We start from the raw sequence: 25,923 nt of genomic DNA on the forward strand, positions 1-25,923 counted from the left end.
GCGAGTCACCGATGGCAGTGAAACCACCACGCGACCCCCAGGATGTCGGCTACACATTGCCGACGGTTCTGGCGATTGGCGTGCATCTCGTCGTGATTGCGTTCACGCTGATTCGGCTACCCAGCACGCCTGCAGAGCCCGACTCCTCATCGATCGTGCAGGCCACTTTTGTCAGCACGGAAACCTTTACCGATCAGGCGCAGCAGGTCACCGAGCAGCAGGCCGCGCTGAACAGTGCGACCGAGCCGGCCGAGAGCGAGCCAGCACCTGAAGCACCTAGCCCCGCAGAGCAGGCAGCTGAAGCAGAGGCTGCCGCGGCGGCACAGCGCGAGGCAGAAGCCGCAGCCCGTGCAGAGCAGCAAGCCCGTGAGCTGGCCGAAGCCCAAGCCGAGGCCGAAGCAGAGGCCCAGCGGCGTGAGCAGGAAGCTCAGCGGGCAGCAGAAGAGCAGGCCGCTGAGCAGCGCGCCCGGGAAGAAGCAGAAGCCCAACGCCAAGCCCAGCGGGAAGCCGAAGCAGAAGCCCAGCGCCAGCGGGAAGCCGAAGCAGAAGCCCAGCGCCAGCGGGAGGCCGAAGCAGAAGCCCAGCGCCAGCGGGAAGCCGAAGCAGAAGCCCAACGCCAGCGGGAAGCCGAAGCAGAAGCCCAACGTCAGCGGGAGGCTGAAGCAGAAGCCCAACGCCAGCGGGAAGCCGAAGCAGAAGCCCAACGCCAGCGGGAGGCTGAAGCAGAAGCCCAGCGTCAGCGGGAAGCCGAAGCCCAGCGTCAGCGTGAGGCTGAGGAGCGACGTGCTGCCGAAGCGGCAGAAGCGGCCATGCAGCGCCAGTTGGCGGGTGAAGCCGAAGCGGCTGCCAATGCTCAGCAGGCCCAGCAGGCGGCAAACAGCTTTATCAACATCGTGCGGCGAGCCGTTGAGCAGGCCTGGGTCATTCCGCCGGGAGCAAGCAACTCGATGAGTGCTACCATACAAGTAAGGCTTGGACCATCGGGCGAACTGCTTGCCACATCGGTGGTCACTTCAAGTGGCGACAGTGCCTTTGACCGGTCGGCAATGCAGGCGGTCGAACATGCAGCACCGTTTGGCGAGTTACGCGACTTGCCAGCGGATCAGCAGCGCAATTTACGTCAATTTAATCTGCGATTTACCCCGGGGGATGTTCGCTGATGCAAACGTTGAGCAAAGTGTGGCTTTTTTGCGTACTGCTATTGATCAGCAGTGTGGCAAGCGCAAACCTGACCATTGAAATAACCCGTGGCAGTGACCGTGCGCTGCCCATTGGCGTGGTCCCGTTCGAGGGAGGCGAAGGCTTCCCGGAAGACGTGGCTCAGATCATCCAGGACAACCTCGAGCGCAGCGGCTTCTTTTCACCGCTGGATAGAGGCGCCATGTTCGAGCGCCCCAGCCAGGCCAGCGACGTTCAGTTCGGCACCTGGCGTTCATTGGATGTCCGCTATCTGGTAGTAGGCCGAGCGCGCCAATCGGGCAGTGGCTATGAGCTGCAGTTCGACCTTATGGATATCAGTGGTCAGCGTCCCATCCTGAGTGAAACCGTCACCGCCAACAGTAATGATCTGCGTGGTGCGGCGCACTATATCAGCGATGAGATCTTCGAAGCGATCACGGATATTCGTGGCGCATTCTCCACGCGCATTGCCTATGTGACTGCGCAAGGCGTGGGCGACAACATGCAGTTCGGCCTCTACGTGGCCGATGCCGATGGCCGCAGAAGCCAGCAAGTGCTGACCTCTGACCAGCCCATCATGTCGCCAGCATGGTCACCGGATGGACGTAAACTGGCGTATGTGTCTTTCGAGTCTGGCCAGGCCGCCATCTACATTCAGGACGTGGCTACCGGCCAGCGTGTGCAGGCGACGTCGTTCGACGGCATCAATGGCGCGCCCACCTGGTCGCCCGATGGCCGTCGCATTGCCATGTCGCTGTCAAAGGATGGTCAGCCTGAAATCTACATTCTGGATGTGGCCAACCGCTCCGTGGAGCGTGTCACCCAAAGCAACAGCATCGACACCGAGCCAGCATGGTCACCCGATGGCCGCAGCCTGATTTTTACTTCTGACCGCAGCGGTGGGCCGCAGATTTATCAATATTCGCTGGGTAGTGGCGAAACTAATCGCATTACGTTCACAGGTAACTATAATGCCCGTGCCCGCTTCTCTCCCGACGGTGAAGAGATCTTCTTCATCCATCGTTCAAGCCGGGGTTATCAGGTTGCCAAGCAGGATCTTGGGGGTGGTCGCTTAGTGGTCTTGAGCGAATCGACAAGAGATGAATCTCCTAGTGTTGCACCGAACGGTACCATGGTAATCTTCGCTACCCAGCAGGGTAGTGCGGGAGTGCTCAGTGCCGTTTCAGCCGATGGCCGTTCATCGTTCAGGCTGCCAGCAGCACAAGGCGAAGTGCGTGACCCTGCATGGTCACCTTTTTTAAATTAACGAATGAACAGCACTAAACTCTGTTTTCAGGCAAGGAGTCTGATTATGCAACTTAAGCCGTTGGCTCGCTCATTGGCAGTAGCGTTATCTATCGTAGTGATCGCTGGCTGTTCCAGCACCGGCGGATCCCAGGACGGGGACGCCTACGGCAGCCAGTCTGGCAGCAGCGTAGGGTCTGGCACGTCGGGCGCAGGTGCGGGTGGTCAGTATGGTTCCACCACTGGCTCGGGTGCTGGTCAGCAAGCCGACTCGCGTATTCCCGAAGTACGTACCATCTACTTCGATTTTGACCGCGATACCATCAAGAGCGAATATGAGTCCGTCGTCATGGCACATGCTCGCTACCTGCGTGCCAACCCGAACGCGCGCGTCGTTCTGCATGGTCACACCGATGAGCGCGGTACGCGTGAATACAACATGGCCCTCGGCGAGCGTCGTGCCGGAGCCGTGCAGCGCTTCCTGAACATTCAGGGCGTTTCTCCTTCACAGATGAGCGTTGTCAGCTATGGTGAAGAGCGTCCGGCAGTGAGCGGTCAGAGCGAAAGCGCTTACTCTCAGAACCGTCGCGTAGTCTTCAACTACTGATAGCGTTGGCGTGCCTGCCATCAGGCACGCCAATGGCCTTTCGGAGCTATCAATGAATCACAGTCTCAAACGCTATTTTGAGAGGCTGTGCGGTGCGGGAGCCTTGGTGCTCCCGCTGTCCGTATTGCCCTTATCCCTGTTTACTGCCTCCGCCGTTGCTCAGCAGCCGCTGGTGCAAGATCTCTCTTCTGGTTCTTCGGGTTTCTACCAACAGACGCAGCGTCAGGAGTCCTCGGGTGGCAACCTGGTGCTGTTCAATCAGGTTCAAGAGCACCAGCAGGAAATCCAGCAGTTGCGGGGGCAGATCGAAGAGCTGCGTCACCAGTTGGAACAGCTGCGTAGACAGTCTCAGCAGCAGTATCTGGATATCGAAGACCGCCTGATGAGCAGCGGCCCCAGTCAGATCGAGCAGTCCACGCCCCAAGTCGAACCGGAAGTTGCCGAGCAGGTAGCCCAGGCCCCATCGACCCGCAACGTCAGTGACGACGCTCAGGCCGATTACCAGGCTGCCTTTGCTCATGTGCAGGCGCGCCAGTTCGGCGATGCCATTGCGGCTTTCGAATCGTTCGTGGCCGACCACCCGGACAGCAGCCTGACTGCCAATGGCCATTACTGGCTGGGCGAACTGTACGCGGCAGAAGGTGAGTTGGACGCGGCAGATCAGGCCTTTACACGTGTCATCGAGCAATACAGTGGCAGCTCCAAAGTGCCTGATGCGCTTTACAAGCTGGGACTGGTCAAGGCGCGTAAAGGGGAAGCGGCACGCAGTCGTGAGCTGTTGGAGCAAGTGCGTGACGACTACCCGCAAAGCAGCGCTGCTGGCCTTGCCAATGATTTTCTCCGTCAATCAGCCGGTTAATCGGCTTTCTTGGATCAAGGAATCCTCATGAACTGCAAAATCGACTATCAACCAGCGCCTGGCTTGCTTGAAAACCGCGTCGTGTTGGTAACCGGTGCGGGCGATGGCATAGGGCGTGTTGCAGCGCTTGAGTATGCCAAACATGGGGCAACCGTGATTTTGCTTGGTCGTACCATTGCCAAGCTGGAACGCGTTTACGATGAAATCGAAGCTCAAGGCGGTCCTCAGCCAGCCATTTTCCCGTTGAACTTCGAAGGCGCTACGTTAAAAGACTTCCACGACATGGCCGAGACGTTGAACAACGAGTTCGGTCGGCTGGATGGTTTGTTGCACAATGCAGGGCTGTTGGGCCGTATCACCCCCTTCGACCAGTACAATCCCGAGCTGTGGGAACAGGTCATGCAGGTGAACATCAACGGCCCCATCTGGATGACGCAGGCGCTGTTGCCGCTGCTGCAGGCGTCTGATGACGCGTCGGTGATCTTTACCTCCTCTAGCGTCGGTCGTAAAGGTCGTGCTTATTGGGGCGCCTACTCAGTCTCCAAGTTTGCCACCGAAGGGTTCATGGAAGTGCTGGCAGACGAGCTCGAAAATCAGCCGCATGTGCGGGTGAACACGCTCAATCCTGGTGCCACGCGAACCCAGATGCGGCGTTCGGCCTATCCTGGCGAAGACCCGCTGACGCTGCGCACGCCAGAAGAGATCATGCCCACCTACCTATGGCTGATGGGCCCGGACAGCCAAGGGGTCAGCGGCCAGAAGTACGATGCCCAGCCGCCGCGTAGTTGATTTGCCTGAAGGATGCAGCAAGTGCGCCATCGGCCCCATGGGCCGATGAGCATGTCACTGGGAGTGGTGGTCGTCTAACGCGGCCACCAGCTCCTCGCACGTCGCAAACCAGACATCGGCAGGCCACTGCTGATAGTCGTCCTCTTCACTGATGTAGCCATAGCCCACCGCAACGGCCAGCATGCCAGCCGCTCGCGCTGCCTGCATGTCCCTGACGTGATCGCCAATGTACCAGCACCGCTCAGGCGCGACTCCCAGCTGTCTGGCGGCCTCCCACAAGGGTTCCGGCGCAGGCTTCTTGACGCTCAGGTCATCGGCACACAGCAGTGCCCCAGGTGTGAGTTCCAAGGCATCCAATAACGGAACGGTATAGCGCCTTGGTTTGTTGGTGACGATTCCCCAAGGGCGAGCGCGTTCTTGCCAGGCATGCAGCCACACGTCCAGCGGAGAAAACAGGCGGCTGTGTACGGCGACTTTCTGCTCGTAGGCATCGAGTAGAAAGTCACGCGCCTGCTCATGCTCGTCACTGCCGCTGTCAAGACCCAGAGCCAGCGAGACCAGAGCACTGCCACCATTGGAGACCTGCCCGCGAATCTGTTCGAAGGGCAGGGCCGCGAGGCCATGATGGGCTCTCAAGGCATTGGTGGCGGCGGCCAGATCCGGCGCTGTGTCCACCAGCGTGCCATCCAGGTCGAAGATCACGGCGTGGGGGGCAGAAGGGCGCATCTATTCGCTCACCTTGCGACAGTGCATCATGTAGTTGACCGATACGTCATGGGCCACCAGGCGGTAGTGTCGTGTCAGCGGGTTATAGGTCAAACCGCTCTGCTCACGCACTTCCAGCGAGGCGCTACGCGCCCAGTGGGCCATTTCGGAGGGGCGAATGAATTTTGCATAGTCGTGGGTGCCACGGGGAAGTAGCTTGAGCAGGTATTCGGCACCGACGATAGCGAAGGCGTAGGACTTGGGCGTGCGGTTCAGCGTAGAAAAGAACACGTGGCCGCCTGGCCGCACCAGTTGACTGCAGGCACGGATGATAGAAGCCGGGTCTGGCACGTGCTCCAGCATCTCCATGCAGGTGACCACATCGAACGTGCCAGGCTGCTGGGCTGCCAGTGCTTCGACACTGATGTGCTGGTAGTCGATAGCCACACCACTCTCTTCAGCGTGCAGTCTGGCCACTCCCAGCGGTGCTTCGCCCATGTCGATACCGGTCACGCGTGCGCCACGGTGCGCCATGGCTTCGCTCAAGATGCCGCCCCCACAACCTACATCCAGCACTTGTTTGCCTGCCAGGCCAGCGCGAGCATCAATGAAGTCCAGCCGCAAAGGGTTGATGTCGTGCAGTGGCTTGAACTCACTGTGAGGATCCCACCAGCGGCTGGCAAGTGCTTCAAATTTGGCAACTTCTGCCGCATCAACGTTGCCCTGTAGGCGGTCAGTGGTGCTATCCTGAAGAGTCGATGACATGGTATGGCTCCCTGAGCAAGTCGGCAATAAAGCGGAGAGGGCAATGCCTTGCCCATCACCCTTCTATCGTTGAGTATGGGAGTATTCTAACCACTCCCGGAGCGGAACGCATGAAAAGGAGCGAGGCATGATGCCCAACCCCCTATTTTATCGACGGTTGTTTGCCATGGAGAGCCTTTGAATGCGGGTATTACTGCACGGTAGCGAGCTGAGTGCCGCCACGGCGGCTGCCGCCCTCGCCTGGGTAGGTCATCAGGTGGACTGGCTGTTGCACGAAGACATGCCCTGGTCATCATTGGCTCAGGTCGATTGGCTGCGCCGTGAGCCTTCGCTCATGGCGCAGCTGGAACAGGCCTTGGCGTCGGGGCAACTGCGCGTCATCGAAACACTCGACTCGTCTCACGCGCCCGATGTGGTCTGGCTGGCTCTGTCACCTAGCCAACGTGATTCAGCGCGCCGTCTGCTCAACAGTTCCACGTTTGCTGATTATCAAGGCGGCGTGCTGATCAATAACTCGACTTTCCCTGTGGGTGAAACCGAGCGCCTTCATGCGTTGATGGGCCATCAGCATAGCCGTGTGGCGCTGCCTGACACGTTGGAAGAAGGCCGGGCATGGTCCGCTTTCACTCGGCCGGTGCGTTGGCTACTGGGCTGTGATGATGCTCACGGTGAGCAGGTCACGCGTGAGTTGTTGCGGGCCTTCAATCGCCGCAGCGAAGTGTTTCAGCGTATGCCCTGTCGAGCGGCTGAACTGACCAAGCTGGCCATCAATGGTATGTTGGCCACGCGTATCAGCTACATGAATGAAGTTGCTGGCTTGGCGGATACATTGGGTGTGGACGTGGAGCATGTGCGCCAGGGGATGGGGGCGGATAGCCGAATCGGTTTCGAATATCTCTATCCCGGCTGTGGTTTTGGTGGCCCCAATTTCTCCCGTGATCTGATGGGCCTGGCCGATGTTCAATCGGCGCATGGCCGTTACTCCGCTTTGCTGGAGCAGGTCATGGATATCAACGAGCAAAAGAAAGAGACCTTGTTCAGAAAATTGTGGGCGTTTTTCGATGGTAACCTGGCAGGCAAGACGATTGCCGTGTGGGGGGCTGCCTTCAAGCCGGGAACGGCACGAATCGACCACGCCCCTGTGCTGACACTGCTGGAAGCCCTTTGGGCGCAGGGCGTAACGGTCAAGTTGCATGACCCGGCAGCACTGCCGGCCCTGCATGAAGCCGTCGGCCAGCGCGATGACTTGATTACCGTCCAAGGCGACCCTTACCAGGCGTGCCAAGGGGCAGATGCCTTGATGCTGGTGACGGAATGGAAGACTTACTGGAACCCGGATTGGCATCGCCTGGCGACGCTGCTGGGAGAAAAACTGGTACTGGATGGCCGCAATATTTATGACCCTGCTTTTGTCGCCAGCTGTGGCCTACACTACCGGGGAATTGGACGACGCGCCGACCCGATGTTGCCCTAAGGAAAAATCATGTCTGACGCCACCTCATCACCTCGTATCGTGCCGGATGTCGACCAGAGCTTCACTGCGCAGCACTTGCGGCATCGCAAAGGCCCAAGGCTCTGGCCATTATGGTGTTTCCTGATGCTGCTCGTCGTGGCCTTGGCCGGGGCATCGGTGCTGTTGTGGTACGAGCGTGAAGAGCTCCTGCGACAAGTCAACCGGGTGAGTGGCGAGGTCTCCAATCTTCATGCGAGATTGGACTCGGGTGACACCGATGCTCAGGATGAGATAACCTTTGTACAGGCTCAAATGGCCACACTGTTCCAGGAGCAGGAGCAACTTGCCATTGCGCTCTCCACCACGCGTGAAGAGTTGTATGGCCTGCTCACTGACCATGAGGCCAGTGCCTCCAGTGATGCGCTGAACTCCGTCGCTCAGCAGTTCGAGCGTCTGGAGGAGCAGGCTGCCATGCGAGACAACCAGCTGGCAGCGATTCGTGCCTCGCTGAATGCGCTGGAGCAGGTAGGGACTTCCGGTAGACAAAATCTGCTTGAAGAGGTGTCTTATCTGGAACAGTCCTTCGGCCAACGACTCGAGCAGCTGGAGCAGCAACTGGCCAGCGAGCAGGCTGTCTTGGCCGAGCAGCAGCAGTGGCGTGATACCATGGAGCAACAGCTTGCCCAGCTCTCTGAAGCGCTGGAGGATGACACCACCGCCACGTTTGCAAGCCAGTCCGAGCTGGCGTCACTGGAAGCCGAGTGGTCGCAGCGGTTGGCGACCCTCGAAAGCGATGTACGACAGGTGCGGCAAGCCCAACTGGCATTTAGCGCACAAATGGAGATGCTGCGTAACTAGCACGCCACACGCCGATAATTTGGGGTTAGGGATAAAGACGTATGGGAAGACAACGGCAATGGCCTGGCATGGTGCGCATGGCTTGTGCACTACCGTTATTGGCGGCTTCGGTGTCGGTATGGGGGCTGGAAGCCAACATCAGCGGTGTCGATCAGCAAGTGCGTAACAATATCGATGCCTATCTGGAAAACATCGACGCCGAACAGTACACCGATGTGCGCTTGGAAGGTGAAATTCGCCAGCGCACTCAGGAAGCCATGCGGGTATATGGCTATTACCAGCCCGAGGTGCGTGTCTCTCTCGAAGAGACTCCGATTGCCGTTCGTATCGAGCCTGGGCCACGGGTGACGATAGACGTACTCGAGATCAACGTCACTGGCGATGCGGCGGATGACCCCCCCTTCCAGGAAGCGCTAGACGACTTTCCGCTCAAAGTGGGAGACCCTTTGCGTCACGCACCCTGGGACCGACTGCGCAACCAGTTTTCCGGGCTGGCCATCGAGCGCGGCTATTTCGACTGGGGGTTTTCGGACCGCCGTATGGAAGTACGTCCCTACCTGGAAAGTGCCAGACTCTACATGGGGTTCGATAGCGGGCCTCGCTACCAGTTCGGCAATACGCTGATTACCGGTAGTCACATCGACCCTGAACGCCTGCGACAGATGCAGACATTCGACGAAGGCGACCCTTACCTGGCGGAGTCCCTGGCCCTCTACAACCAGCGCCTGGCCGAAACCGGCTGGTTCAGCTCGGTGTCGGTGCGACCACGCCTTGAAACCGCTCGGGAACTGATCATTGCGCCGCCAACGGGAGGCTCCCCCTGGTGGAGCGAAGCCGTGGCCTCACAGCCTGTTCGGCCGCGTATCAGCGGTGCGGCACTGGCCAGCGCGCTGAGTCTTCATAGCCGCGACGATACGCGCCTTCCTGTTGATGTCAACGTGCAACCCGCCGACCGCCATCAGTACGAGGTGGGGATAGGGTTTGCCACCGATGTAGGCCCCAGGCTGCGTTTTGGCTGGCGTCAGCCGTGGATCAATTCGTTGGGCCACAGTCTGGAACACAATCTCTACCTCTCAGCGCCGGAACAGCGCTTCACCGGGGTGTATAACATTCCGCTAGAAGACCCGATCCGCGATAACTATCGCCTCCAGTACGGCGTGCGCAATATCGATGACAGCGATACCCGCTCACTGCAGGGTACGGTCGAGGTAGCGCGTCGCTGGGAGTTCGAGAACCGCTGGGTGCAAACGCTTTACTTCAGAACCACCTATGAGGACTTTACCCAAGGGGGTCAGGCCGACCAGGTATGGCTTTTCTATCCCGGCATTCAATGGTCGCGCACACGGACTCGCCCCCAGCGCTTTCCCCTCTGGGGGGATCGCCAGCAGCTGTCACTAGAATACTCCGACAGTGCCTGGGGCTCCGATGCCGACTTTGCCCGTCTTACGGGAGACACCGAATGGATTCGTATGCTGGGCAGCGACAACCGCTTCGTGGCTCGCCTGAGCATCGGGGCTATCGAAACCGATGACTTCGACAAGCTGCCCCCATCGCTGCGCTTTTTTGCCGGAGGGGATCGCAGCGTGCGCGGGTACTCCTACGAAAGCCTATCGCCCCGTAATGAGCAGGGTCGTTTGCGCGGCGGTCAGCAGATGCTGACGTCCACCCTGGAATATCAGCGCCGTGTGACAGGCGACTGGTGGGGCGCTACCTTCATCGACAGCGGTGATGCATTCGATAACTGGGGCCCCGAGGAGCTGAAAACCGGGGCAGGGGTAGGCGTGCGCTGGGTATCGCCGGTGGGCCCAATACGTTTTGACGTTGCGCACCCGTTCGACAACGACGATGACTACCGAGTGCACTTTTCGATCGGACCAGAATTCTAGGAGAGCTCTTTGGCCAAGGTTGATGTAACGACACCCCCAAACCGCGAGATGCTCTCTACCCGGCGTCGTCTGTGGCTGACGCTGTGGAGTCTGCTGAGGCTGGTCATATGGCTACCCCTTTGGGTGCTGGGCCTGGTAGCGCTGCTGCTGGGGACGGCGCTTTCCCCCTGGGGGACAGGGCAGCTGTTTTCGCAAGGCGAGCAGCGTGGCTGGTTCAGCTACGAGCAGCAAGAAGGCGCGCTGCTGGAGAGCTTCCGACTTCAGGGCTTTCACTTGGCGATGGGCGGCACTCGGGTGACCCTGGATCGGGTGGAGCTTGTCTGGGCAGATGACTGCCTGCTATCGGGAAGGCTATGCCTGGAAAGGTTGCATCTTTCAGGTGCCGATATCCGCCTGACTGCCAGCGATGCATCTGAAGAGCCCGACAGTGAATCGGCACCGCTCTCGCGCATTCATTTGCCATTCCCCATCGAACTGCGCGATATCGATCTCAGCGACGTTCAGCTGCACTTGGCCGATGGCACTCATGTGGCTTGGGAGCGCTTTACTACCTCCATCTCCGCCGCGCAGCAGCAGGTCATCATCGAACCGACTCGCCTCGAACGCTTGGCCGTTCATCTGCCGCTGTCTCCAGGTGGGCAGCTTACGGAGGATATCGACACTCCGCTGACAGCCGTCGGTATCGATAGTGCCATCCAAGTGAGTCAGCCCCACGACGAGGATCCAATAGCGGGTTCCCTGGCACCGCGTGAACGGCTGTCGCTGCCTGCCATCGAGCTCCCTATTGATGTCGCCATTACGTCGTTGCTGGTCACTGATATCAGCGTGGCCGGTGCGTTTACCTACAATGTGGAGCGGGTGCTGCTGGCTGGACATGCAGAGCGTGACAACGTGGTGCTTTCTACGCTTGAAGTGGATACCCAAGATGCCACGGCACGATTGATGGCGGAGGTAACGCTGGTAGACGATTACCCGTTGGAGGCCGAGTTGCAAAGCGTACTCCTGTTGCCGGAACTCTTCCCGGCCTTGAGCGGAGAAACGCTGACGCTAAGGCTTTCGGGCTCGCTGGCGGATCTGTCGGCGGAGCTGGATGTGTCGGGGCAGATCAACGCGACCCTGGCGGCCGAGGCAGATGTCCTCGCGCCTGATGTGCCCTTTACCGCGCGTTTGCAAAGCGAACGCGTCGAGTGGCCGTTGGAAAGCATGGAGCGTGATGCAGACAACACCTACGTGGCGCAGGCGTTGGATTTGACCATCAACGGCAACTTGGATGCCTACGCCGTCAGACTGCTGGTCGATACCCAGGCACCTCAAGTGCCGGGTACTTCCATCGACTTGACCGGCGAGGGTGACATGACTTCCTTCCGCTGGGCGCCCTTGAATCTGCGTATCGAAGAGAGCCGCTTGACCAGCGAAGGCCAAGTGAACTGGGCCGACGCACTGCGCATCGATGCCAATGTGCAATTGAGTAACCTTGATCCCTCGCTATTCGTCGATCAGCTGGAAGGCAACCTGAATGGGCGCATTACTGCCAGCGTTCAGCAGCAGGGAGAGCGTTGGGACATCGCTCTCCCTGAGCTGGCCATCGACGGTGAGCTGCAAGAGTATCCGCTGACGCTGGCGGCCGCGCTGGAGGCCAATAGCGATCTGGAAGTCGATATCGAACGACTGCTGTTCACCCAGGGTAACAACCGCTTGACGGCTTCCGGCCAAGTGAGTGAACAAGCCATGTCGCTGCAGGCGGATATTGCGCTCACCGAACTGCAAACGCTGCATCCGGAGCTGGCAGGGCGCCTCAATGGTGACCTGCGTGCCACCGGCAGCTTCAGCGCACCCGCGCTGGTGGCAAGGCTGACCGGCAACCAGCTGAGATTTGCAGAGAATCGTATCGACAACCTGGGTTTGGCAGCCAATGTACAAGGGATAGATGATCCCACCTTGCGTATCGAACTCGATGCTCAAAACGTCAATGCCGGTGGTCAGGCGTTATCCAATCTGGCCATCAATCTGAACGGGCGCTTGTCCCAGCACACCCTGAACGTCACTGTCGACGGTGCGCCAGGCAACGTGCTCAGCGCCGCATCGCTCGCCCTGAGCGGGCGCTTCAATCAGGCCGCCGAGCAGTATCAAGCCCGGCTGATGCCGCTGGAGCTGGACAGTGAGGCGGGCAGTATTCGCCTCGAGGCGCCGCTGGATATCGGCTACAACCTGGCCAATGGTCAAGCGCGGCTGTCGCCATTCTGCTTGCGGCGGCTGGAAGGTGGCCTGATCTGCTCGGATGGCCCCATGACAGCGTCGGCAGAGCAAGGGCAGGCCAGCCTCCGGCTCAGCGAAGTTCCCATGGAGATGCTCGAGCCTTTCCTGCCCGAAGAGTGGAGCTTCGAAGGCGCCACAACCGCCGAGCTGGCGGCCAGCTGGCGTCAGGGTGGTGCGCGCTGGCAAGCCGACGTGCAGGTGCTCAGTGAGCTGGCGATTACCGCCATCAACGATTACGGCCAGCCGGTGGCCCTGCCGGTATTGAGCCTGGATACCCAAATCGAGGCCAACCAATCACAGGCGGATGCCAACCTGTTGCTCTCACTGTCCGAGGCCGGAGAAATGACGCTCAACGTCTCCGTCAACGACCCTCTGGGGCAGGGTGCTTTAGCGGGTGAGCTGCGGGCCAACAACGTCTCTCTGGAGCCCTATCGCCCGATGATGCTGGGCATGGACCGCCTGGAGGGGGCATTGAATGGCAACGTTCAGATTGCCGGTAGCACTCAGCAACCCGATCTGCAGGGTCAGCTCGCCCTACGTGGCCTACGTGTACACGGCCCAGATATTCCGGTGGATGTACAGGACGGTGAAATCAGCATCACGTTCGACGGCGAACAAGGCGATATCGACGGCTTCGTGGCCGCGGAAAGAGGGCGGCTGAATATCACTGGCGAGGCTTACTGGCCGGCCAGCGATGCGTGGCGGATTGGTGTAGACCTCAATGCCTCTCGAGAGCCCCTGCTGGTGGTGCTGCCCCAGTTTGGCCGCCTGGAAGCTGCGCCGGATATTCGTGTGCGTATCACGCCAGAGCGTTTGCAGGTCAGAGGCAATGTCGATTTGCCCTGGGCGCGGCTGGAAATAGGCGATCTTCCCTCGTCGGCCACGTCACCCAGCCCTGATGAAATCATCATTACCGAACGTGATGATCGAGAAGCCGAACAGGCGCGCCAGCGCGCCATCGAGGTGGGTGAAGATCCCAGCGCCGCACAGGAACTGGCGGCTACGGGCATGGCCATCGATGTCCTGATCACCTTGACCCTGGGTCGCGATATGCAGATTTCCGCCTACGGTCTGGAGTCAGGCTTGGGAGGTAGCCTGGAGATACGCCAGGAGAGCGGTGTGCTGCAACTGTTTGGTGATGTGAATCTGGTCGATGGCCGTTTCCAGGCCTTTGGGCAGGACTTGCTGATCCGGCGTGGGCAACTGCTGTTCAGCGGTCCGCCTGGCTTGCCCGTGCTGGATTTCGAAGCGATCCGTAACCCGGACATCACCGAGGACGAGGTCATTGCCGGGCTGCGGGTCTCGGGCAACGCCGAAGAGCCGAACGTGTTGATCTTTGCCGAGCCCTCCATGGACGAGACCCGCGCGCTTTCGTATCTGTTGCGTGGTCGTGCTCCCGACGCCTCGGGTGGCGGTATCGATAGTGCTTTGACCACGGCACTGATCGGCATGTCATTGGGTCGGACCGGTGGGGCTGTCGGATCTCTGGGACAAGCCTTCGGGATCGATGACCTGACGCTGGATACCACGGGGGCTGGCGATGAAAGTCAGGTTGCCGTCAGTGGTCAATTGACCGATGACCTGCGCATCAGCTACGGGGTAGGCATTTTCTCACCCATCGCTGAGCTGACGCTGCGCTACACCCTGTGGCGGAACTTGTACCTCCAGGCGGTGTCTGGTGCGAATCAAGCGGTTGACCTGATTTACACCTTTACCCGCTCGGGCGATCCTTACGTCTATCCGCAGCAATAGGAGAACATCGATGTCGTTTTTTACATCTCGCCAGACGGCACCCGAAGGCCGCAGCACGCCTATCGAGACCAGTGAGGTGCATACCGTGACGGGGGCGTCGCTACATCCGCCATTTCCAGCTGGCTGCGAGGAAATCGTGCTGGGGATGGGCTGCTTCTGGGGCGTGGAGCGTCTTTTCTGGCGGCAGCCCGGTGTGGTCGTCACGGCTGCAGGTTATGCGGGCGGTACCACTCCCAACCCCACTTATCAGGAGACCTGTACCGGGCTTACCGGTCATACGGAAGTCGTGCGGGTCGTTTATGATCCGAGTGTGATCGGGCTGGAAAAGCTGCTGCAGATTTTCTGGGAAGAGCACGATCCCACTCAAGGGAATCGCCAGGGTAACGATATCGGCAGCCAGTACCGTTCAGCGATCTTCACCACCACCGAGCAGCAGTTGGCGCGTGCCCAGCAGAGTGCAGCCGCGTTTCAACAGGCGCTGGAAGCGGCGGGCAAAGGGCGTATCACCACCGAAATCAAACCGCTGGATACGTTCTACTATGCCGAGGCGTATCACCAGCAGTACCTCGATAAAAATCCCGGCGGCTACTGCGGGTTGAAGGGTACGGGTGTGACCTGTGCCATTGGCTAGCCCACGATATCCGTTTGAACAGGAAACTAACGATGCGGCAGCGTAGACGCAATGATGTATGGCACAGCAGCCTGGCAGGGTGCGTACTTTTGATGATGGGCTCCATGGCTCAAGCCAGCCCGTCGGATATGCCGACCTCGGCAGAGGGCACGCCTTTTGCCAGCGAACGAGACGCCGTCATTTGGCGTCAGGATGAGCTTAAGGATCTGGAGCGGCTACTGCGTCAGCTGCGTTTTGACCTGGTCAATAATCGTGATGCTCGTGGGGCCGAACCTCGCCTGGAGGAGCTGCAGCAGAAAGCCACGCAAGCGCACTTCTTGCCTGCCTTCATCGAAGGCACCCATGGGCGTGGTTCCGATGCTCGGCCGGAAATATGGCAGGAGTGGGAAGATTTCTCAGCGGGCTTCGTTGACCTGGAAGAAAAAGTAGCCGACCTGGTGGAGGCCGCACAGCAGGAGGATTACCGTGCCGCTACGCGGGCCTTTTCGGACGTGAGTCTCAGCTGCCGGAGCTGCCACCGCGCTTATCGCTACAACTAGCGCGATGGCCTATGCTCAATCGCCCGACTGAACGCGGTCGATGCGGTAGAGGGTTTCGACCTGTTCGAGCCCGCTTATGGTGCAATCGAGGTCTTTCACCCGGCCGTCGTCCAGGCCATATACCCAACCATGCACCGAGATCTTCTGGCCACGCTGCCAGGCGCGCTGGAGGATCTTGGTGCGACACAGGCTGTTCACTTGCGCCTGTACGTTGAGTTCACACATTCGATCGATTTGCGCGTCGAGAGGCAGGGCTTCCAGCGTTTGGCGGTGCTGGTTGTACTGCTCACGCACCGAGTGCAGCCAGTAGTCCACAACGCCGCACTCGCCTCCGGTGACGGCGGCCTTGATGCCCCCGCAGCCGTAGTGGCCAACGATCATGATATGACTGACCTTGAGGACGTCGACCGCATACTGCACCACCGACAGGGCGTTCATGTCGGTATGGTGCAAAAGATTCGCGACGTTGCGGTGAACGAACACTTCGCCAGGCGGCAACGCGATGATCTGATTGGCCGGTACGCGGCTATCGGAGCAGCCAATCCACAAGTAGTCTGGCTTTTGCTGGCTCGAGAGGCGCTTGAAATAATCAGGGTCTTCCTGACACATCCGCTCGGCCCAGGCGCGGTTGTTTTCCAGCAGCGTGGCAATTTTATCGGACAATTGAGTCTCCCAGGAGCACAGGTTCCATCGTAGAAGCAGCATGCCAATGCTGCCGAGGGCGTACAGAGTAACGAGTTTTATGCGTCTCGTCAGTTCCAGATCAATCGGGGGCTGCCTATCAAGTGCGGCAGCTTCAAGCAAGGAGTAGAAGCAACCATGTCAGAAACGATGTCAGACACCGGGTCAGCCAAAACGGCGCATGATTACGATTTACTGGTGATTGGGGCGGGATCGGGTGGGGTGCGTGCCGCGCGCATGGCCGCCGCGACGGGCGCTCGGGTAGCAGTGGCTGAGGATCGTTACCTGGGTGGCACCTGTGTCAACGTGGGCTGTGTGCCCAAGAAGCTTTACTCCTACGCTGCGCATTTTCACGATAGCTTTGACGATGCGGCCGGTTTTGGCTGGCAAATGAGTGCGCCGCCGACCTTTGACTGGTCCACCTTGCGCGACAACAAGACCAGCGAAATCAAGCGTCTCAATGGCATTTACCAGCGTATGCTGGAAGGTGCGGGCGTCACGCTGCTCAATGGCCGTGCACGGTTGGCAGGGCCGCACCAGGTTGTGTTGACCCAAGAGGGTCAGGAAATCACTTACAGTGCCGAGAAGATCCTGCTGGCGACGGGTGGCTGGCCATGGGTGCCCGAGTTCCCGGGCAGCGAACTGGCGCTCACCTCCAATCAGGTGTTTGATCTCGAACGCTTCCCAGAGCGTTTCCTGGTGCTGGGGGGCGGCTATATCGCGGTGGAGTTTGCCAGCATCTTCAATGGGCTGGGGAGCGACACCCACCTCATTTATCGCGGTGAGAGGTTCCTGAAAGGGTTCGATCAAGAAGTCCGGGAGTTCACCCGCGCGGAAATGGCCAAGAAAGGCGTCAATCTTCATTTCGGTGTCAACATCGTTCGTATCGATGCGCTGGAGTGTGGCGCGCTCCGAGTGGAGCTGACCAACGGCGACGTATTGGAAGTAGACGCTGTGCTGGCAGCGACGGGTCGAAAATCCAATACGGCAGGACTGGGACTCGAGGCGCTGCAGATCGAGCTTGATGCGGACGGCAAAGTACCGGTAGACGCTCGATTCCAGACCCGTGTGCCCTCCGTTCTGGCCTTGGGGGATTTGACCGCGGGCCCTGAACTGACGCCCGTCGCGCTGGCAGAAGCCATGCAGCTGGTCGACATACACTTTCATCAGCGTGCTCCGCGACCTCTGGATTACCACACGATACCGACCGCCGTTTTCTGTCATCCCAATATCGGCACGGTAGGGCTCTCCGAAGAAGCCGCCAGAGAGCAGTTCGACGGCATCCGAGTCTATCGCACCGATTTCAAGCCCATGAAGCACACGCTCTCGGGGAGCGATGAGCGTGTGTTGATGAAGCTGATCGTCGACGATGCGACTGACGTCGTGGTGGGGGCTCATATGGTAGGTGAAGAGGCGGGGGAGCTGATCCAGGGTATTGCCATTGCCGTGCGCGCAGGGCTGACCAAGGAAGACTTCGATCGCACCGTAGGGATTCACCCGACGGCTGCTGAAGAGTTTGTCACTTTACGCACTCCATCACGCTATTGAACGTTGCGCCACCAGGATAACAGTGCAAAAAAGAGAGGCGAGCTGATGCTCGCCTTTTTTGTCTCGCGCATCCGTGAGGGTGTTCTAGACTCAGTGAATCCTCAGTGAATCCTCAGTGAATCGTGATCGTGCAGGCCAGTCCTGTGAGCGGCAGGGCCACTTTGATAATCCTGGATTATGGAAAACCTTCGGATAAATAATATGATTTTTGAATTGCTCATAATCAGCTGTTATAATGAAGCTCAAATTCGCTACAGCGAAGCATAACCATGAGTACGCCTATCAAGCCTTTTACACCCTCAGCAGAGCTCGCCAGACCCACCGTGGCCGATGCCGTCGTGGGCCATGCCGAAGCGCCGCTGTTCATTCGCAAGCCCAATGCCGATGACGGTTGGGGCATCTACGAACTGGTCAAGGCGTGCCCGCCGCTGGATGTCAATTCCGCATATGCCTATCTTTTGCTGGCGACCCAGTTTCGAGATACCTGTGCGGTGGCCACCAACGAAGAGGGTGAGATCGTCGGCTTCGTCTCAGGTTATGTGAAAGACAATGCCCCTGATACCTACTTCCTGTGGCAAGTCGCCGTAGGCGAGAAAGCGCGTGGTACAGGGCTTGCACGGCGGCTGGTAGAGGCGATCATGTCGCGTCCTGAACTGGATGACGTGCACCACCTCGAAACCACCATCACCCCTGACAATCAGGCATCCTGGGGGCTCTTTCGCCGCTTGGCTGCCCGCTGGCAGGCCCCGTTGAACAGCCGTGAATACTTTTCGACCGAGCAGCTCGGAGGAGAGCACGATCCGGAAAACCTGGTAAGAATCGGCCCGTTTCAAACTGGCAGTCTCTGACAGCTTTCAAGGTTAACGGTTTTCCCGCTTGTGTTGCCCCGGCTGCCACTTTTTGCCGATCAGGCCAACCAGACCCGACTGATAAGGAGGTCGCTTATGCAGACCCAGACGCTCGAACGCATGGAATCCAATGTTCGTACCTATTCACGTTCTTTTCCTGTCGTCTTCAAAAAGGCCCAGAACGCACGCCTGACCGATGAGAATGGGCGTGAGTACATCGATTTTCTTGCCGGTGCCGGCACGCTCAACTACGGTCATAACAACCCGCACTTGAAGCAGGCAATGATCGACTATCTGGCTACGGATGGTGTCGTACATGGCCTGGACATGTGGACCAGCGCCAAGCGTGACTATCTTGAAACGTTGGAAAATGTGATCCTCAAACCACGGGGTCTGGATTACAAGGTGCATCTGCCGGGGCCCACAGGCACCAATGCAGTGGAAGCGGCCATTCGCCTGGCCCGTGTTGCTAAAGGTCGCCATAACATTGTGACCTTCACCAACGGTTTCCACGGTGTCACCATGGGCGCACTGGCCACCACCGGTAATCGCAAGTTCCGCGAAGCCACCGGCGGTATTCCCACTCAGGGCGCCAGCTTTCTGCCGTTCGATGGCTACATGGGCGAGCACGCCGATACGCTGGATTACTTCGAGAAGCTGCTCAACGACAAGTCGGGTGGTCTCGATGTTCCGGCCGGCGTCATCGTCGAGACCGTGCAGGGGGAGGGCGGTATCAACGTGGCGGGCCTGGAGTGGCTCAAGCGCCTGGAACAGATTTGCCGTGCCCACGACATTCTGCTCATCGTGGACGACATTCAGGCAGGCTGTGGCCGTACCGGCAAATTCTTCAGCTTCGAGCATGCAGGCATCACGCCAGACATCGTGACCAACTCCAAGTCGCTGTCAGGTTTTGGCTTGCCGTTCGCCCACGTATTGATGCGCCCGGAGCTCGACAAGTGGAAGCCAGGCCAATACAACGGTACGTTCCGTGGTTTCAATCTCGCCATGGTGACTGCCACGGCGGCGCTGAAAAAATACTGGTCCAACGATACCTTCGAACGCGACGTTCAGCGTAAAGCGCGTATCGTCGAAGAACGTTTCAAGGCCCTGGCAGCGCTGCTCAGCGAGAACGGCATGCCTGCTACAGAGCGCGGTCGTGGCCTGATGCGTGGTATCGATGTGGTCTCGGGTGAGATTGCCGACAAGATCACCAGCAAGGCTTTCGAGGAGGGTCTGATCATCGAAACCAGTGGCCAGGATGGCGAAGTGGTCAAATGTCTGTGCCCGCTGACCATTCCGGATGCCGACCTGCTCGAAGCGCTGGATATTCTGGAAGCGTCGGTCAAGAAAGTCATCAACGCTTAATGGAACGGCAGCCGCCTTGGCTGCCACGTTATGGAGTACGCCCATGATCGTTCGTAATATCGAAGAAGCTCGCAAGACCGACCGTCTCGTCACGGCCGAAAACGGCAACTGGGATAGCACGCGCCTGGTATTGGCCAATGACGGCGGCAATTTCTCGTTCCATATCACGCGCATCTTTGAAGGGACCGAGACTCATATTCACTACAAGCACCACTACGAATCCGTCTACTGCATCGAAGGCGAAGGCGAAGTGGAAACCCTGGCAGATGGCAAGATCTGGCCCATCAAGCCGGGCGACATCTACATCCTCGACCAGCACGATGAGCACTTGCTGCGTGCCCACAAGACCATGCACTTGGCCTGTGTGTTCACGCCGCCGATTACCGGCAACGAAGTGCACCGTGAAGATGGATCCTACGCACCCGCTGACGACTGATCGTCGGACGTAGGTGTTTGCGGCCTGGCCTGGTGCCAGGCCGCTTTGCGTCAGTCGTCGGTTGGCGCCACTTGCAGTTCTGCCTATGAGCGTTCATCCGCGTCTTTTCAGGCACATAAGTTCGCATAATATATATTATGTTAAATAGGGTGCCGCAAACACCTTGCGAGCCCATGAAAAGCCGTCGTGACGTTGGACAAGCAGATACCCTTCTCCTTATCATTCGTGCTCTTATTGTTTAAGGATATCCCTCGTTATGCGCTCAGGTGTTTTATGGCTAATGGCCGGTTTGTCGATGTCGCTTGCAGGCTGTGCAGTGACGCAGCCCGAATCGAATGAGCCCCCGCCACTAAGCGAGGCGTCGTTCAACACGCGTATCCTTGAACTCGAATCCAGCTTGCAGCAACAGTGTCAGGCTTCTTCGGCGCTCAATGAACAGCAGCTTGTCCAGCAGCGCACCCTGACCGCCGACGTGCGCGAAGTGGGAAGCCTCCTGCGCCTGCTGCGTGACGATGTCGCCAATCTCGAAGCACGTGGTGAGGAGCCCGTGATCATTCGTGAAGAGTGTCCGACAGAAGCCGTCGAAGACGGCAAGACGCTGCTTGGGCGCAGCGAATGGGTCGGCTTTCCCGGCATCGGGACGTACCTCAAGGCCCGAGTGGATTCTGGCGCCAATACTTCCTCGCTGTCCGCCTCGGACATTACGCGCTTTGAGCGTGACGGTGAAAACTGGGTGCGCTTCAAGCTGGCACTCAATGAAGACGATGTGGTCGTAGATCGCGTTCGGGACGAGTGGATCGAGGCGCCCATCCAGCGTCGTGTCAGAATCGTGCAAGCTTCTGGCGAAGAGTCGCGTCCGGTGATCTCGCTGCTGATGACTCTGGGGCCGATCCGCGAGAACGTCGAGTTCACCCTGAACGACCGTACCCATCTGGATTTTCCGGTGCTGCTGGGTCGCCGCTTCATGATGGACATTGCCACTATCGACGTGGCGGAAACCTACCTTCATGAACGCCCCGAATTTCCAGGCGGTGAACCTTCTGAGCAGGCGGCTGATGATGAAGCGGCCGATCAAGACGATACCGAAGAGTAATATCACTCCCCTGCCGCTTTACGCTGAAAGGAATCATCATGTCCCGGTTACCATTTTATTTTATCGTTGGGTTGCTGCTGTTGGCGGGTATTGCCACCAGTGTGCATAGGCATCTGCAGTTCGAAATACCCTGGTTTCCGGGTGAACAGCGGCAGGTATGGGAAATCGAAGCCGTCATCAATTTCAATGCGCAGAACGGGCCGGTGCAGGTAGACTTCGCGCTGCCTTCTCATCAGGCGGGTTACCGCGTATTGACTGAAAATACTGCGTCTTCCGGCTATGGATTGGCGTACCAGGCCGATGAGATGGGTCGTCAGGCGCAGTGGACCATTCGTGATGCGGCCGGTAGTCAGCAGCTTTACTACTCCGTGCAGATGCTGGTATCCCCCGACGCTCGCTCTCCCATTCAAACGCCACCAGGGATCCCCAGCATTACCCCTTGGGAAAGCCCCTATGACACGGCCGCCAGCCAGCTCATCGAGCGTGCCTGGGCGCGTAGCGCCAACAACGCGACCTTTGCCCGCGAGCTCATCCTCGACATCACTGGCGAACGCCAAGGGGAAAATGCCCGTCTATTGCTGACCCAGATGCAGCCTTCGCCGCTGATCGTACGTCTGCTCAACCAGGCGGGCGTTCAGGCCCGTGAAGTGAGTGGCCTGCTGCTCGAGGATGGACGGCGTCGCCAGAACCTGAGTAGCTGGATCCAGGTATTCGACCAGACCGCCGAAGAGTGGGCGTTGTTCAACCCTGCCACCGGCGAGCGCGGTCGCCCTGAGAACCTGCTGCTCTGGGAAACCGGCGGGCGTGCCGTGCTCGAAGTACAGGGCGGTACCAACTCGCGAGTATCGTTCTCCATGCTGACCCACAATCAGCCCGCGTCAGCGGCGGTTCGCAACCACTACTCCGATGATACGCTGCTCAACTTCTCGATTCACAGCCTGCCCCTGGAAGAGCAAGCGCTGTTCCAGACGATTCTGCTGATCCCGATTGGCGCGCTGGTGGTGGTCTTCTTGCGCGTGCTGGTGGGCGTGAAAACGTCGGGCACCTTCATGCCCGTGCTGATTGCCCTGGCCTTTATCCAGACCACCCTGTTGACCGGTCTGATCGGTTTCCTGCTGATCGTCAGCGTTGGTCTGATCATCCGCAACTACCTTTCCTACCTCAACCTGCTGCTGGTGGCGAGGGTGTCGGCGGTGATCATCACGGTCATCGCGATCATCTCCATCTTTACGGTACTCGCCTACCGCATGGGCCTGAGTGCGGGTCTGACGGTGACCTTCTTCCCGATGATCATTCTTGCCTGGACCATCGAACGCATGTCGATCCTCTGGGAAGAGGAAGGCCCCAAGCAAGTACTGATCCAGGGCGGCGGCAGCCTGCTCACGGCGGTGCTGGCTTACCTGGCCATGAACAACCCCTGGGTGCGCCACATCACCTTCAACTTCCTTGGCGTACAGCTGATCCTGATGGCGTTCATTCTGCTGCTGGGCAACTACACCGGCTATCGCCTGCTGGAACTGCGTCGCTTCAAACCCATCACCGATGACGAGAAGCCCTCATGAGTTGGTTCGAAAACTGGACCTGGCCGACCAGGCTGAGGGATAAAGGCATCATTGGCATGAATCGGCGCAATATTCGTTATATCGGCCGATATAACGCGCGCCATCTTTATCCGCTGGTGGATGACAAGCTCAAGACCAAGCTGCTGGCCGAGCAGTACGGCATTACCACGCCCAAACTGATCGGTACCGTGACCACGCAATTCGGCGTCAAACACATGAGCGAGATGCTGGTAGGTCACCATGGTTTCGTCATCAAGCCCGCCAAAGGCAGCGGCGGCAAGGGAATACTGGTGATCGAGCGGGTCGAGGATGGCCTGTTCTTCAAGCCCAGCGGCGCTTCCTTGACCATGGAAGATATCGAGCGACATGTCTCGAACCTGCTCTCGGGGCTCTATTCGTTGGGGGGCTCCCCTGACGTCGCGGTCATCGAAACGCTGATCAACTTCGACGAGAGCCTGCTGGAGTATACCTACGAAGGCGTGCCGGACATTCGCGTCATCGTGTTCAAGGGGTATCCGGTCATGGCCATGATGCGCCTGTCCACGGCGGCCTCGGATGGCAAGGCCAACCTCCACCAGGGAGCAGTGGGTGTAGGGCTGAACATCGCCACGGGAGCCGCGCTGCGCGGTGTGCAGTTCGACCGCCCCTGCTTCAGCCACCCGGACACCGGGCATGATCTGGCTAGCCTGGTGGTACCTCAGTGGGAAACGCTGCTGCACCTCGCAGCGGGCTGCTATGAAATGACCGGGCTGGGGTACCTCGGCACCGATATGGTGCTGGATCGGGAGCATGGCCCCATGCTTCTGGAGCTGAACGCGCGCCCTGGCCTGGCCATCCAGATGACCAATGGCGAAGGCCTGCGCCGCCGCCTGGACTTGATCGAACGGCAGCCAGATAACGTTCCCGTTGCCAAGCGGGTTGCGTTTGCCCAGCATCACTTTGCGCGGCGAAGCGAGCTGGTGGAAACGCCTGACACCTCTTCGGCAAGCGCGTAGACTAGGCCCATGATGTTCAACGAGCTGTCCAATGACTGAAGCCAACACGTTACTGCAACAAGCCGAGTCTCAGTGCCACACTCGCGGTGTACGCTTTACCCCTATCCGCCGCCGGGTGCTGGAGTTGATCGCCGAAAATGGTGGCGGCCTGAAAGCCTACGACCTGCTGGATCAGCTCTCCACGGAGCATGCCGCCGCACGGCCACCGACGGTGTATCGGGCGCTGGAGTTCCTGATCGACCAGGGGCTGGTGCATCGCATCGAGTCGCAGAACGCTTACGTTGCCTGCGCCTGCCCGGAGCACGTCCACGGCTTTCAACTGTTGATTTGCCGTCAGTGTGGTTATGTGGAAGAGCTTCATCTGGACGAAATCAGCGACCAGCTGGCTGCGCTGGCCAAGCGCCAGGGCTTTCATGTAGAGCGCCAGACCATCGAGCTTCAGGGCTTGTGCCAGGCGTGCCGACCTGCGAGTAACGCGTGATGTCCATAGTCAACCAGTACGACGGCGATCTGTTCAAGTCGCTGGAGTCCGCCTCCCCTTCAGACACGCTGCCCGATGTGGCGACCATCCTGGCCTCGGTGCGCTTCAATTCGGATGGCCTGCTGCCTGCCATAGCACAGCAGCACGACAGCGGCGAAGTGCTCATGATGGCCTGGATGAACCGGGAAGCGCTGGAAGAAACGCTCACTACCCAACGAGTATGCTACTACTCTCGCTCTCGTCAGGCGCTCTGGCGCAAGGGTGAGACGTCCGGCCAGCAGCAGCATCTGAAAAGCGCTGCGCTGGATTGCGATGGCGATACGCTGCTGCTGCAGGTAGACCAGACGGGGCCTGCGTGTCATACCGGCAGGCGCAGCTGTTTTTACGTGGCGGTGGATGCCCACAAGGCCGCCATCACCAGCCAGCCCTTGATCGACCCCGCCACGCTGTATGGCAAAAAAAGCCCTTGAAGGCGCCCTCTTGAAAGCGTTGAAGGCGGTAAAGAACGCGTTGATCAAGGGAGTGTCACTATTGATGGTCGGCCTGGTTCGGCTTTATCAATATACGATCAGCCCGCTCTTGGGCCCCCGCTGTCGCTACTGGCCCAGCTGCTCGTCCTATGCCATCGAAGCCATCCAGGTGCATGGCCCTTTCAAAGGGGGCTGGATGGCGCTCAAGCGCATCCTGCGTTGCCACCCCGGCAGCGCGGGGGGCATGGACCCGGTACCGGGCGGCCGCAGCGAGCAGCTTTGCAAGGAAGATGATGGCTGCTGCTCAGGCTCCTCCTCCAAACCTACAGAGCATTAGGCTTTGTACGAAAACTGCCTACGCTCGCCCATACGGCGTTAAAAATCGGCTCAAAGTACTCATGTACACCTTGTAAACTCCGTCTTTTCGCCGATTTTTGCCTTGTCTGGCCATCGCTCGCCGACTTTTCGTACAAAGCCTAGCAAATTGCTTATCTAATGCTGTTTAGCCACCTGATAGATGCGCTCCAGCATGGCATGCAGGCCGTTGCTCCGGGTGGGTGACAGGTGCTTGTCCAATGCCAGATCTGCCAGAAAATGCGGCTCCGTCTGCTGGATTTCCTCTGCCGTGCGCTCGCTATAAATGCGCAGCAGCACCGCGATAAGCCCCGAGACGATGGCAGCGTCGGACTTGGCCTTGAAGATCAAGCGGCCGCCCTGCTCTTCATGGCACATCCACACGTTTGACTGGCAGCCTTGAATCTTGAATTCGTCGGTGATTTTGTCAGCAGGAAACGCCGGGAGCTGCTTCCCCATATCGATGATGTACTGGTAGCGATCCATCCAGTTATCGAACATTTCAAACTCTTCGACCAGCTCTTGTTGGGCGAGCTCGGCACCGGAAGTGGTCATGGTGGTTCCTT

The 25,923-nt window shown here is 59.0% G+C and carries 25 protein-coding genes; 21 read left to right on the forward strand and 4 right to left on the reverse strand.

Going from position 1 to position 25,923, the window contains the following annotated elements; translation table 11 throughout:
* The first annotated feature begins 11 nt into the window (after positions 1-11).
* The 5 genes from tolA to FEU76_RS10605 are packed head-to-tail and all read left to right on the forward strand — an operon-like array spanning position 12 to position 4,679.
* Complete coding sequence (gene tolA, locus FEU76_RS10585) at positions 12-1,160, forward strand: cell envelope integrity protein TolA (protein WP_144982789.1); 1,149 nt, start codon at positions 12-14, stop codon at positions 1,158-1,160.
* Positions 1,160-2,446, forward strand: a complete 1,287-nt coding sequence (gene tolB / locus FEU76_RS10590) for a Tol-Pal system beta propeller repeat protein TolB (RefSeq protein WP_039177977.1) — start codon at positions 1,160-1,162, stop codon at positions 2,444-2,446. Before tolA ends, tolB begins: the two co-directional genes overlap by 1 nt.
* Before the next feature lie 45 nt (positions 2,447-2,491).
* Positions 2,492-3,031, forward strand: coding sequence for a peptidoglycan-associated lipoprotein Pal (gene pal / locus FEU76_RS10595; RefSeq protein WP_039177975.1), 540 nt, complete (start codon positions 2,492-2,494; stop codon positions 3,029-3,031).
* Positions 3,032-3,083: 52 nt separating this feature from the next.
* Positions 3,084-3,890 carry a tol-pal system protein YbgF gene (gene ybgF, locus FEU76_RS10600; RefSeq protein ID WP_039177973.1) on the forward strand — a complete coding sequence of 269 codons (807 nt, stop codon included), beginning with the start codon at positions 3,084-3,086 and terminating at the stop codon, positions 3,888-3,890.
* A gap of 27 nt (positions 3,891-3,917) precedes the next feature.
* Complete coding sequence (locus FEU76_RS10605) at positions 3,918-4,679, forward strand: YciK family oxidoreductase (RefSeq protein WP_016913823.1); 762 nt, start codon at positions 3,918-3,920, stop codon at positions 4,677-4,679.
* Positions 4,680-4,733: 54 nt separating this feature from the next.
* Here the strand turns inward: FEU76_RS10605 and FEU76_RS10610 are convergent, their stop codons facing one another.
* On the reverse strand, positions 4,734-5,405 hold the full coding sequence (locus FEU76_RS10610) for an HAD-IA family hydrolase (RefSeq protein ID WP_144982791.1): 672 nt from the start codon (positions 5,403-5,405) through the stop codon (positions 4,734-4,736).
* Positions 5,406-6,149: a bifunctional 2-polyprenyl-6-hydroxyphenol methylase/3-demethylubiquinol 3-O-methyltransferase UbiG gene (gene ubiG, locus FEU76_RS10615; RefSeq protein WP_016913825.1), complete on the reverse strand. Its 744-nt coding sequence runs from the start codon at positions 6,147-6,149 to the stop codon at positions 5,406-5,408. It abuts the gene before it with no gap.
* A 181-nt stretch (positions 6,150-6,330) separates the two neighbouring features.
* Here ubiG and FEU76_RS10620 point away from each other — a divergent pair, with 181 nt between their 5' ends.
* From FEU76_RS10620 to FEU76_RS10645, 6 genes are read left to right on the forward strand one after another with little or no spacing between them, the layout of a single operon-like run.
* Positions 6,331-7,623 carry a nucleotide sugar dehydrogenase gene (locus FEU76_RS10620; protein ID WP_039177964.1) on the forward strand — a complete coding sequence of 431 codons (1,293 nt, stop codon included), beginning with the start codon at positions 6,331-6,333 and terminating at the stop codon, positions 7,621-7,623.
* A 9-nt stretch (positions 7,624-7,632) separates the two neighbouring features.
* Positions 7,633-8,460 carry a hypothetical protein gene (locus FEU76_RS10625; RefSeq protein WP_096923003.1) on the forward strand — a complete coding sequence of 276 codons (828 nt, stop codon included), beginning with the start codon at positions 7,633-7,635 and terminating at the stop codon, positions 8,458-8,460.
* A 41-nt stretch (positions 8,461-8,501) separates the two neighbouring features.
* Complete coding sequence (gene tamA / locus FEU76_RS10630; RefSeq protein WP_096923002.1) at positions 8,502-10,346, forward strand: autotransporter assembly complex protein TamA; 1,845 nt, start codon at positions 8,502-8,504, stop codon at positions 10,344-10,346.
* A gap of 9 nt (positions 10,347-10,355) precedes the next feature.
* Positions 10,356-14,354 (forward strand): autotransporter assembly complex protein TamB, encoded by a 3,999-nt coding sequence (tamB, locus tag FEU76_RS10635; RefSeq protein ID WP_446718806.1) that lies wholly within the window; start codon positions 10,356-10,358, stop codon positions 14,352-14,354.
* A gap of 10 nt (positions 14,355-14,364) precedes the next feature.
* Entirely contained in the window at positions 14,365-14,985 is a 621-nt protein-coding gene (msrA, locus tag FEU76_RS10640) for a peptide-methionine (S)-S-oxide reductase MsrA (protein WP_096923000.1), read from the forward strand.
* A gap of 32 nt (positions 14,986-15,017) precedes the next feature.
* On the forward strand, positions 15,018-15,524 hold the full coding sequence (locus FEU76_RS10645) for a c-type cytochrome (protein ID WP_144982794.1): 507 nt from the start codon (positions 15,018-15,020) through the stop codon (positions 15,522-15,524).
* Between the two features lie 15 nt (positions 15,525-15,539).
* Here the strand turns inward: FEU76_RS10645 and can are convergent, their stop codons facing one another.
* Positions 15,540-16,187, reverse strand: coding sequence for a carbonate dehydratase (can, locus tag FEU76_RS10650; protein WP_081193195.1), 648 nt, complete (start codon positions 16,185-16,187; stop codon positions 15,540-15,542).
* A gap of 156 nt (positions 16,188-16,343) precedes the next feature.
* Here can and gorA point away from each other — a divergent pair, with 156 nt between their 5' ends.
* From gorA to yidD, 10 genes are all read left to right on the forward strand, one after another.
* Positions 16,344-17,753, forward strand: a complete 1,410-nt coding sequence (gorA, locus tag FEU76_RS10655) for a glutathione-disulfide reductase (RefSeq protein WP_144982797.1) — start codon at positions 16,344-16,346, stop codon at positions 17,751-17,753.
* Between the two features lie 269 nt (positions 17,754-18,022).
* The gene (gene ectA / locus FEU76_RS10660) at positions 18,023-18,601 is read left to right on the forward strand and encodes a diaminobutyrate acetyltransferase (protein ID WP_039177953.1); all 579 of its coding nucleotides are present in this window, start codon (positions 18,023-18,025) and stop codon (positions 18,599-18,601) included.
* A gap of 96 nt (positions 18,602-18,697) precedes the next feature.
* The gene (gene ectB, locus FEU76_RS10665; RefSeq protein ID WP_144982800.1) at positions 18,698-19,966 is read left to right on the forward strand and encodes a diaminobutyrate--2-oxoglutarate transaminase; all 1,269 of its coding nucleotides are present in this window, start codon (positions 18,698-18,700) and stop codon (positions 19,964-19,966) included.
* Between the two features lie 43 nt (positions 19,967-20,009).
* Entirely contained in the window at positions 20,010-20,402 is a 393-nt protein-coding gene (locus FEU76_RS10670) for an ectoine synthase (RefSeq protein WP_016913836.1), read from the forward strand.
* 256 nt (positions 20,403-20,658) lie between these two features.
* The gene (locus tag FEU76_RS10675) at positions 20,659-21,495 is read left to right on the forward strand and encodes an ATP-dependent zinc protease family protein (RefSeq protein ID WP_096922995.1); all 837 of its coding nucleotides are present in this window, start codon (positions 20,659-20,661) and stop codon (positions 21,493-21,495) included.
* Positions 21,496-21,533: 38 nt separating this feature from the next.
* Positions 21,534-23,057, forward strand: a complete 1,524-nt coding sequence (locus tag FEU76_RS10680; protein WP_096922994.1) for an inactive transglutaminase family protein — start codon at positions 21,534-21,536, stop codon at positions 23,055-23,057.
* Positions 23,054-24,052, forward strand: coding sequence for an alpha-L-glutamate ligase-like protein (locus FEU76_RS10685; protein ID WP_039177944.1), 999 nt, complete (start codon positions 23,054-23,056; stop codon positions 24,050-24,052). Before FEU76_RS10680 ends, FEU76_RS10685 begins: the two co-directional genes overlap by 4 nt.
* Positions 24,053-24,083: 31 nt before the next feature.
* The gene (locus FEU76_RS10690) at positions 24,084-24,533 is read left to right on the forward strand and encodes a transcriptional repressor (protein ID WP_039177943.1); all 450 of its coding nucleotides are present in this window, start codon (positions 24,084-24,086) and stop codon (positions 24,531-24,533) included.
* Entirely contained in the window at positions 24,533-25,003 is a 471-nt protein-coding gene (hisI, locus tag FEU76_RS10695) for a phosphoribosyl-AMP cyclohydrolase (RefSeq protein ID WP_096922993.1), read from the forward strand. The genes FEU76_RS10690 and hisI overlap by 1 nt, the downstream gene beginning before the upstream one ends.
* A 64-nt stretch (positions 25,004-25,067) precedes the next feature.
* The gene (yidD, locus tag FEU76_RS10700) at positions 25,068-25,340 is read left to right on the forward strand and encodes a membrane protein insertion efficiency factor YidD (protein WP_205738359.1); all 273 of its coding nucleotides are present in this window, start codon (positions 25,068-25,070) and stop codon (positions 25,338-25,340) included.
* A gap of 155 nt (positions 25,341-25,495) precedes the next feature.
* Here the strand turns inward: yidD and FEU76_RS10705 are convergent, their stop codons facing one another.
* Positions 25,496-25,912 carry a SufE family protein gene (locus FEU76_RS10705; protein ID WP_096922992.1) on the reverse strand — a complete coding sequence of 139 codons (417 nt, stop codon included), beginning with the start codon at positions 25,910-25,912 and terminating at the stop codon, positions 25,496-25,498.
* Positions 25,913-25,923: the final 11 nt, after the last annotated feature.

Origin of the sequence: Halomonas sp. C22, assembly GCF_007655045.1 — a bacterium.
Taxonomy (GTDB): domain Bacteria; phylum Pseudomonadota; class Gammaproteobacteria; order Pseudomonadales; family Halomonadaceae; genus Vreelandella; species Vreelandella hamiltonii.

Coding starts and splice junctions, on each gene's coding strand:
- pal (WP_039177975.1), top strand. CDS start 2,492: ATGCAACTTAAGCCGTTGGCTCGCTCATTGGCAGTAGCGTTATCTATC.
- FEU76_RS10670 (WP_016913836.1), top strand. CDS start 20,010: ATGATCGTTCGTAATATCGAAGAAGCTCGCAAGACCGACCGTCTCGTC.
- gorA (WP_144982797.1), top strand. CDS start 16,344: ATGTCAGAAACGATGTCAGACACCGGGTCAGCCAAAACGGCGCATGAT.
- FEU76_RS10690 (WP_039177943.1), top strand. CDS start 24,084: ATGACTGAAGCCAACACGTTACTGCAACAAGCCGAGTCTCAGTGCCAC.
- FEU76_RS10625 (WP_096923003.1), top strand. CDS start 7,633: ATGTCTGACGCCACCTCATCACCTCGTATCGTGCCGGATGTCGACCAG.
- tamA (WP_096923002.1), top strand. CDS start 8,502: ATGGGAAGACAACGGCAATGGCCTGGCATGGTGCGCATGGCTTGTGCA.
- msrA (WP_096923000.1), top strand. CDS start 14,365: ATGTCGTTTTTTACATCTCGCCAGACGGCACCCGAAGGCCGCAGCACG.
- ectA (WP_039177953.1), top strand. CDS start 18,023: ATGAGTACGCCTATCAAGCCTTTTACACCCTCAGCAGAGCTCGCCAGA.
- FEU76_RS10680 (WP_096922994.1), top strand. CDS start 21,534: ATGTCCCGGTTACCATTTTATTTTATCGTTGGGTTGCTGCTGTTGGCG.
- tolB (WP_039177977.1), top strand. CDS start 1,160: ATGCAAACGTTGAGCAAAGTGTGGCTTTTTTGCGTACTGCTATTGATC.
- ubiG (WP_016913825.1), bottom strand. CDS start 6,149: ATGTCATCGACTCTTCAGGATAGCACCACTGACCGCCTACAGGGCAAC.
- FEU76_RS10645 (WP_144982794.1), top strand. CDS start 15,018: ATGCGGCAGCGTAGACGCAATGATGTATGGCACAGCAGCCTGGCAGGG.
- ectB (WP_144982800.1), top strand. CDS start 18,698: ATGCAGACCCAGACGCTCGAACGCATGGAATCCAATGTTCGTACCTAT.
- FEU76_RS10620 (WP_039177964.1), top strand. CDS start 6,331: ATGCGGGTATTACTGCACGGTAGCGAGCTGAGTGCCGCCACGGCGGCT.
- FEU76_RS10705 (WP_096922992.1), bottom strand. CDS start 25,912: ATGACCACTTCCGGTGCCGAGCTCGCCCAACAAGAGCTGGTCGAAGAG.
- FEU76_RS10605 (WP_016913823.1), top strand. CDS start 3,918: ATGAACTGCAAAATCGACTATCAACCAGCGCCTGGCTTGCTTGAAAAC.
- FEU76_RS10610 (WP_144982791.1), bottom strand. CDS start 5,405: ATGCGCCCTTCTGCCCCCCACGCCGTGATCTTCGACCTGGATGGCACG.
- hisI (WP_096922993.1), top strand. CDS start 24,533: ATGTCCATAGTCAACCAGTACGACGGCGATCTGTTCAAGTCGCTGGAG.
- FEU76_RS10675 (WP_096922995.1), top strand. CDS start 20,659: ATGCGCTCAGGTGTTTTATGGCTAATGGCCGGTTTGTCGATGTCGCTT.
- tolA (WP_144982789.1), top strand. CDS start 12: ATGGCAGTGAAACCACCACGCGACCCCCAGGATGTCGGCTACACATTG.
- FEU76_RS10685 (WP_039177944.1), top strand. CDS start 23,054: ATGAGTTGGTTCGAAAACTGGACCTGGCCGACCAGGCTGAGGGATAAA.
- ybgF (WP_039177973.1), top strand. CDS start 3,084: ATGAATCACAGTCTCAAACGCTATTTTGAGAGGCTGTGCGGTGCGGGA.
- yidD (WP_205738359.1), top strand. CDS start 25,068: ATGGTCGGCCTGGTTCGGCTTTATCAATATACGATCAGCCCGCTCTTG.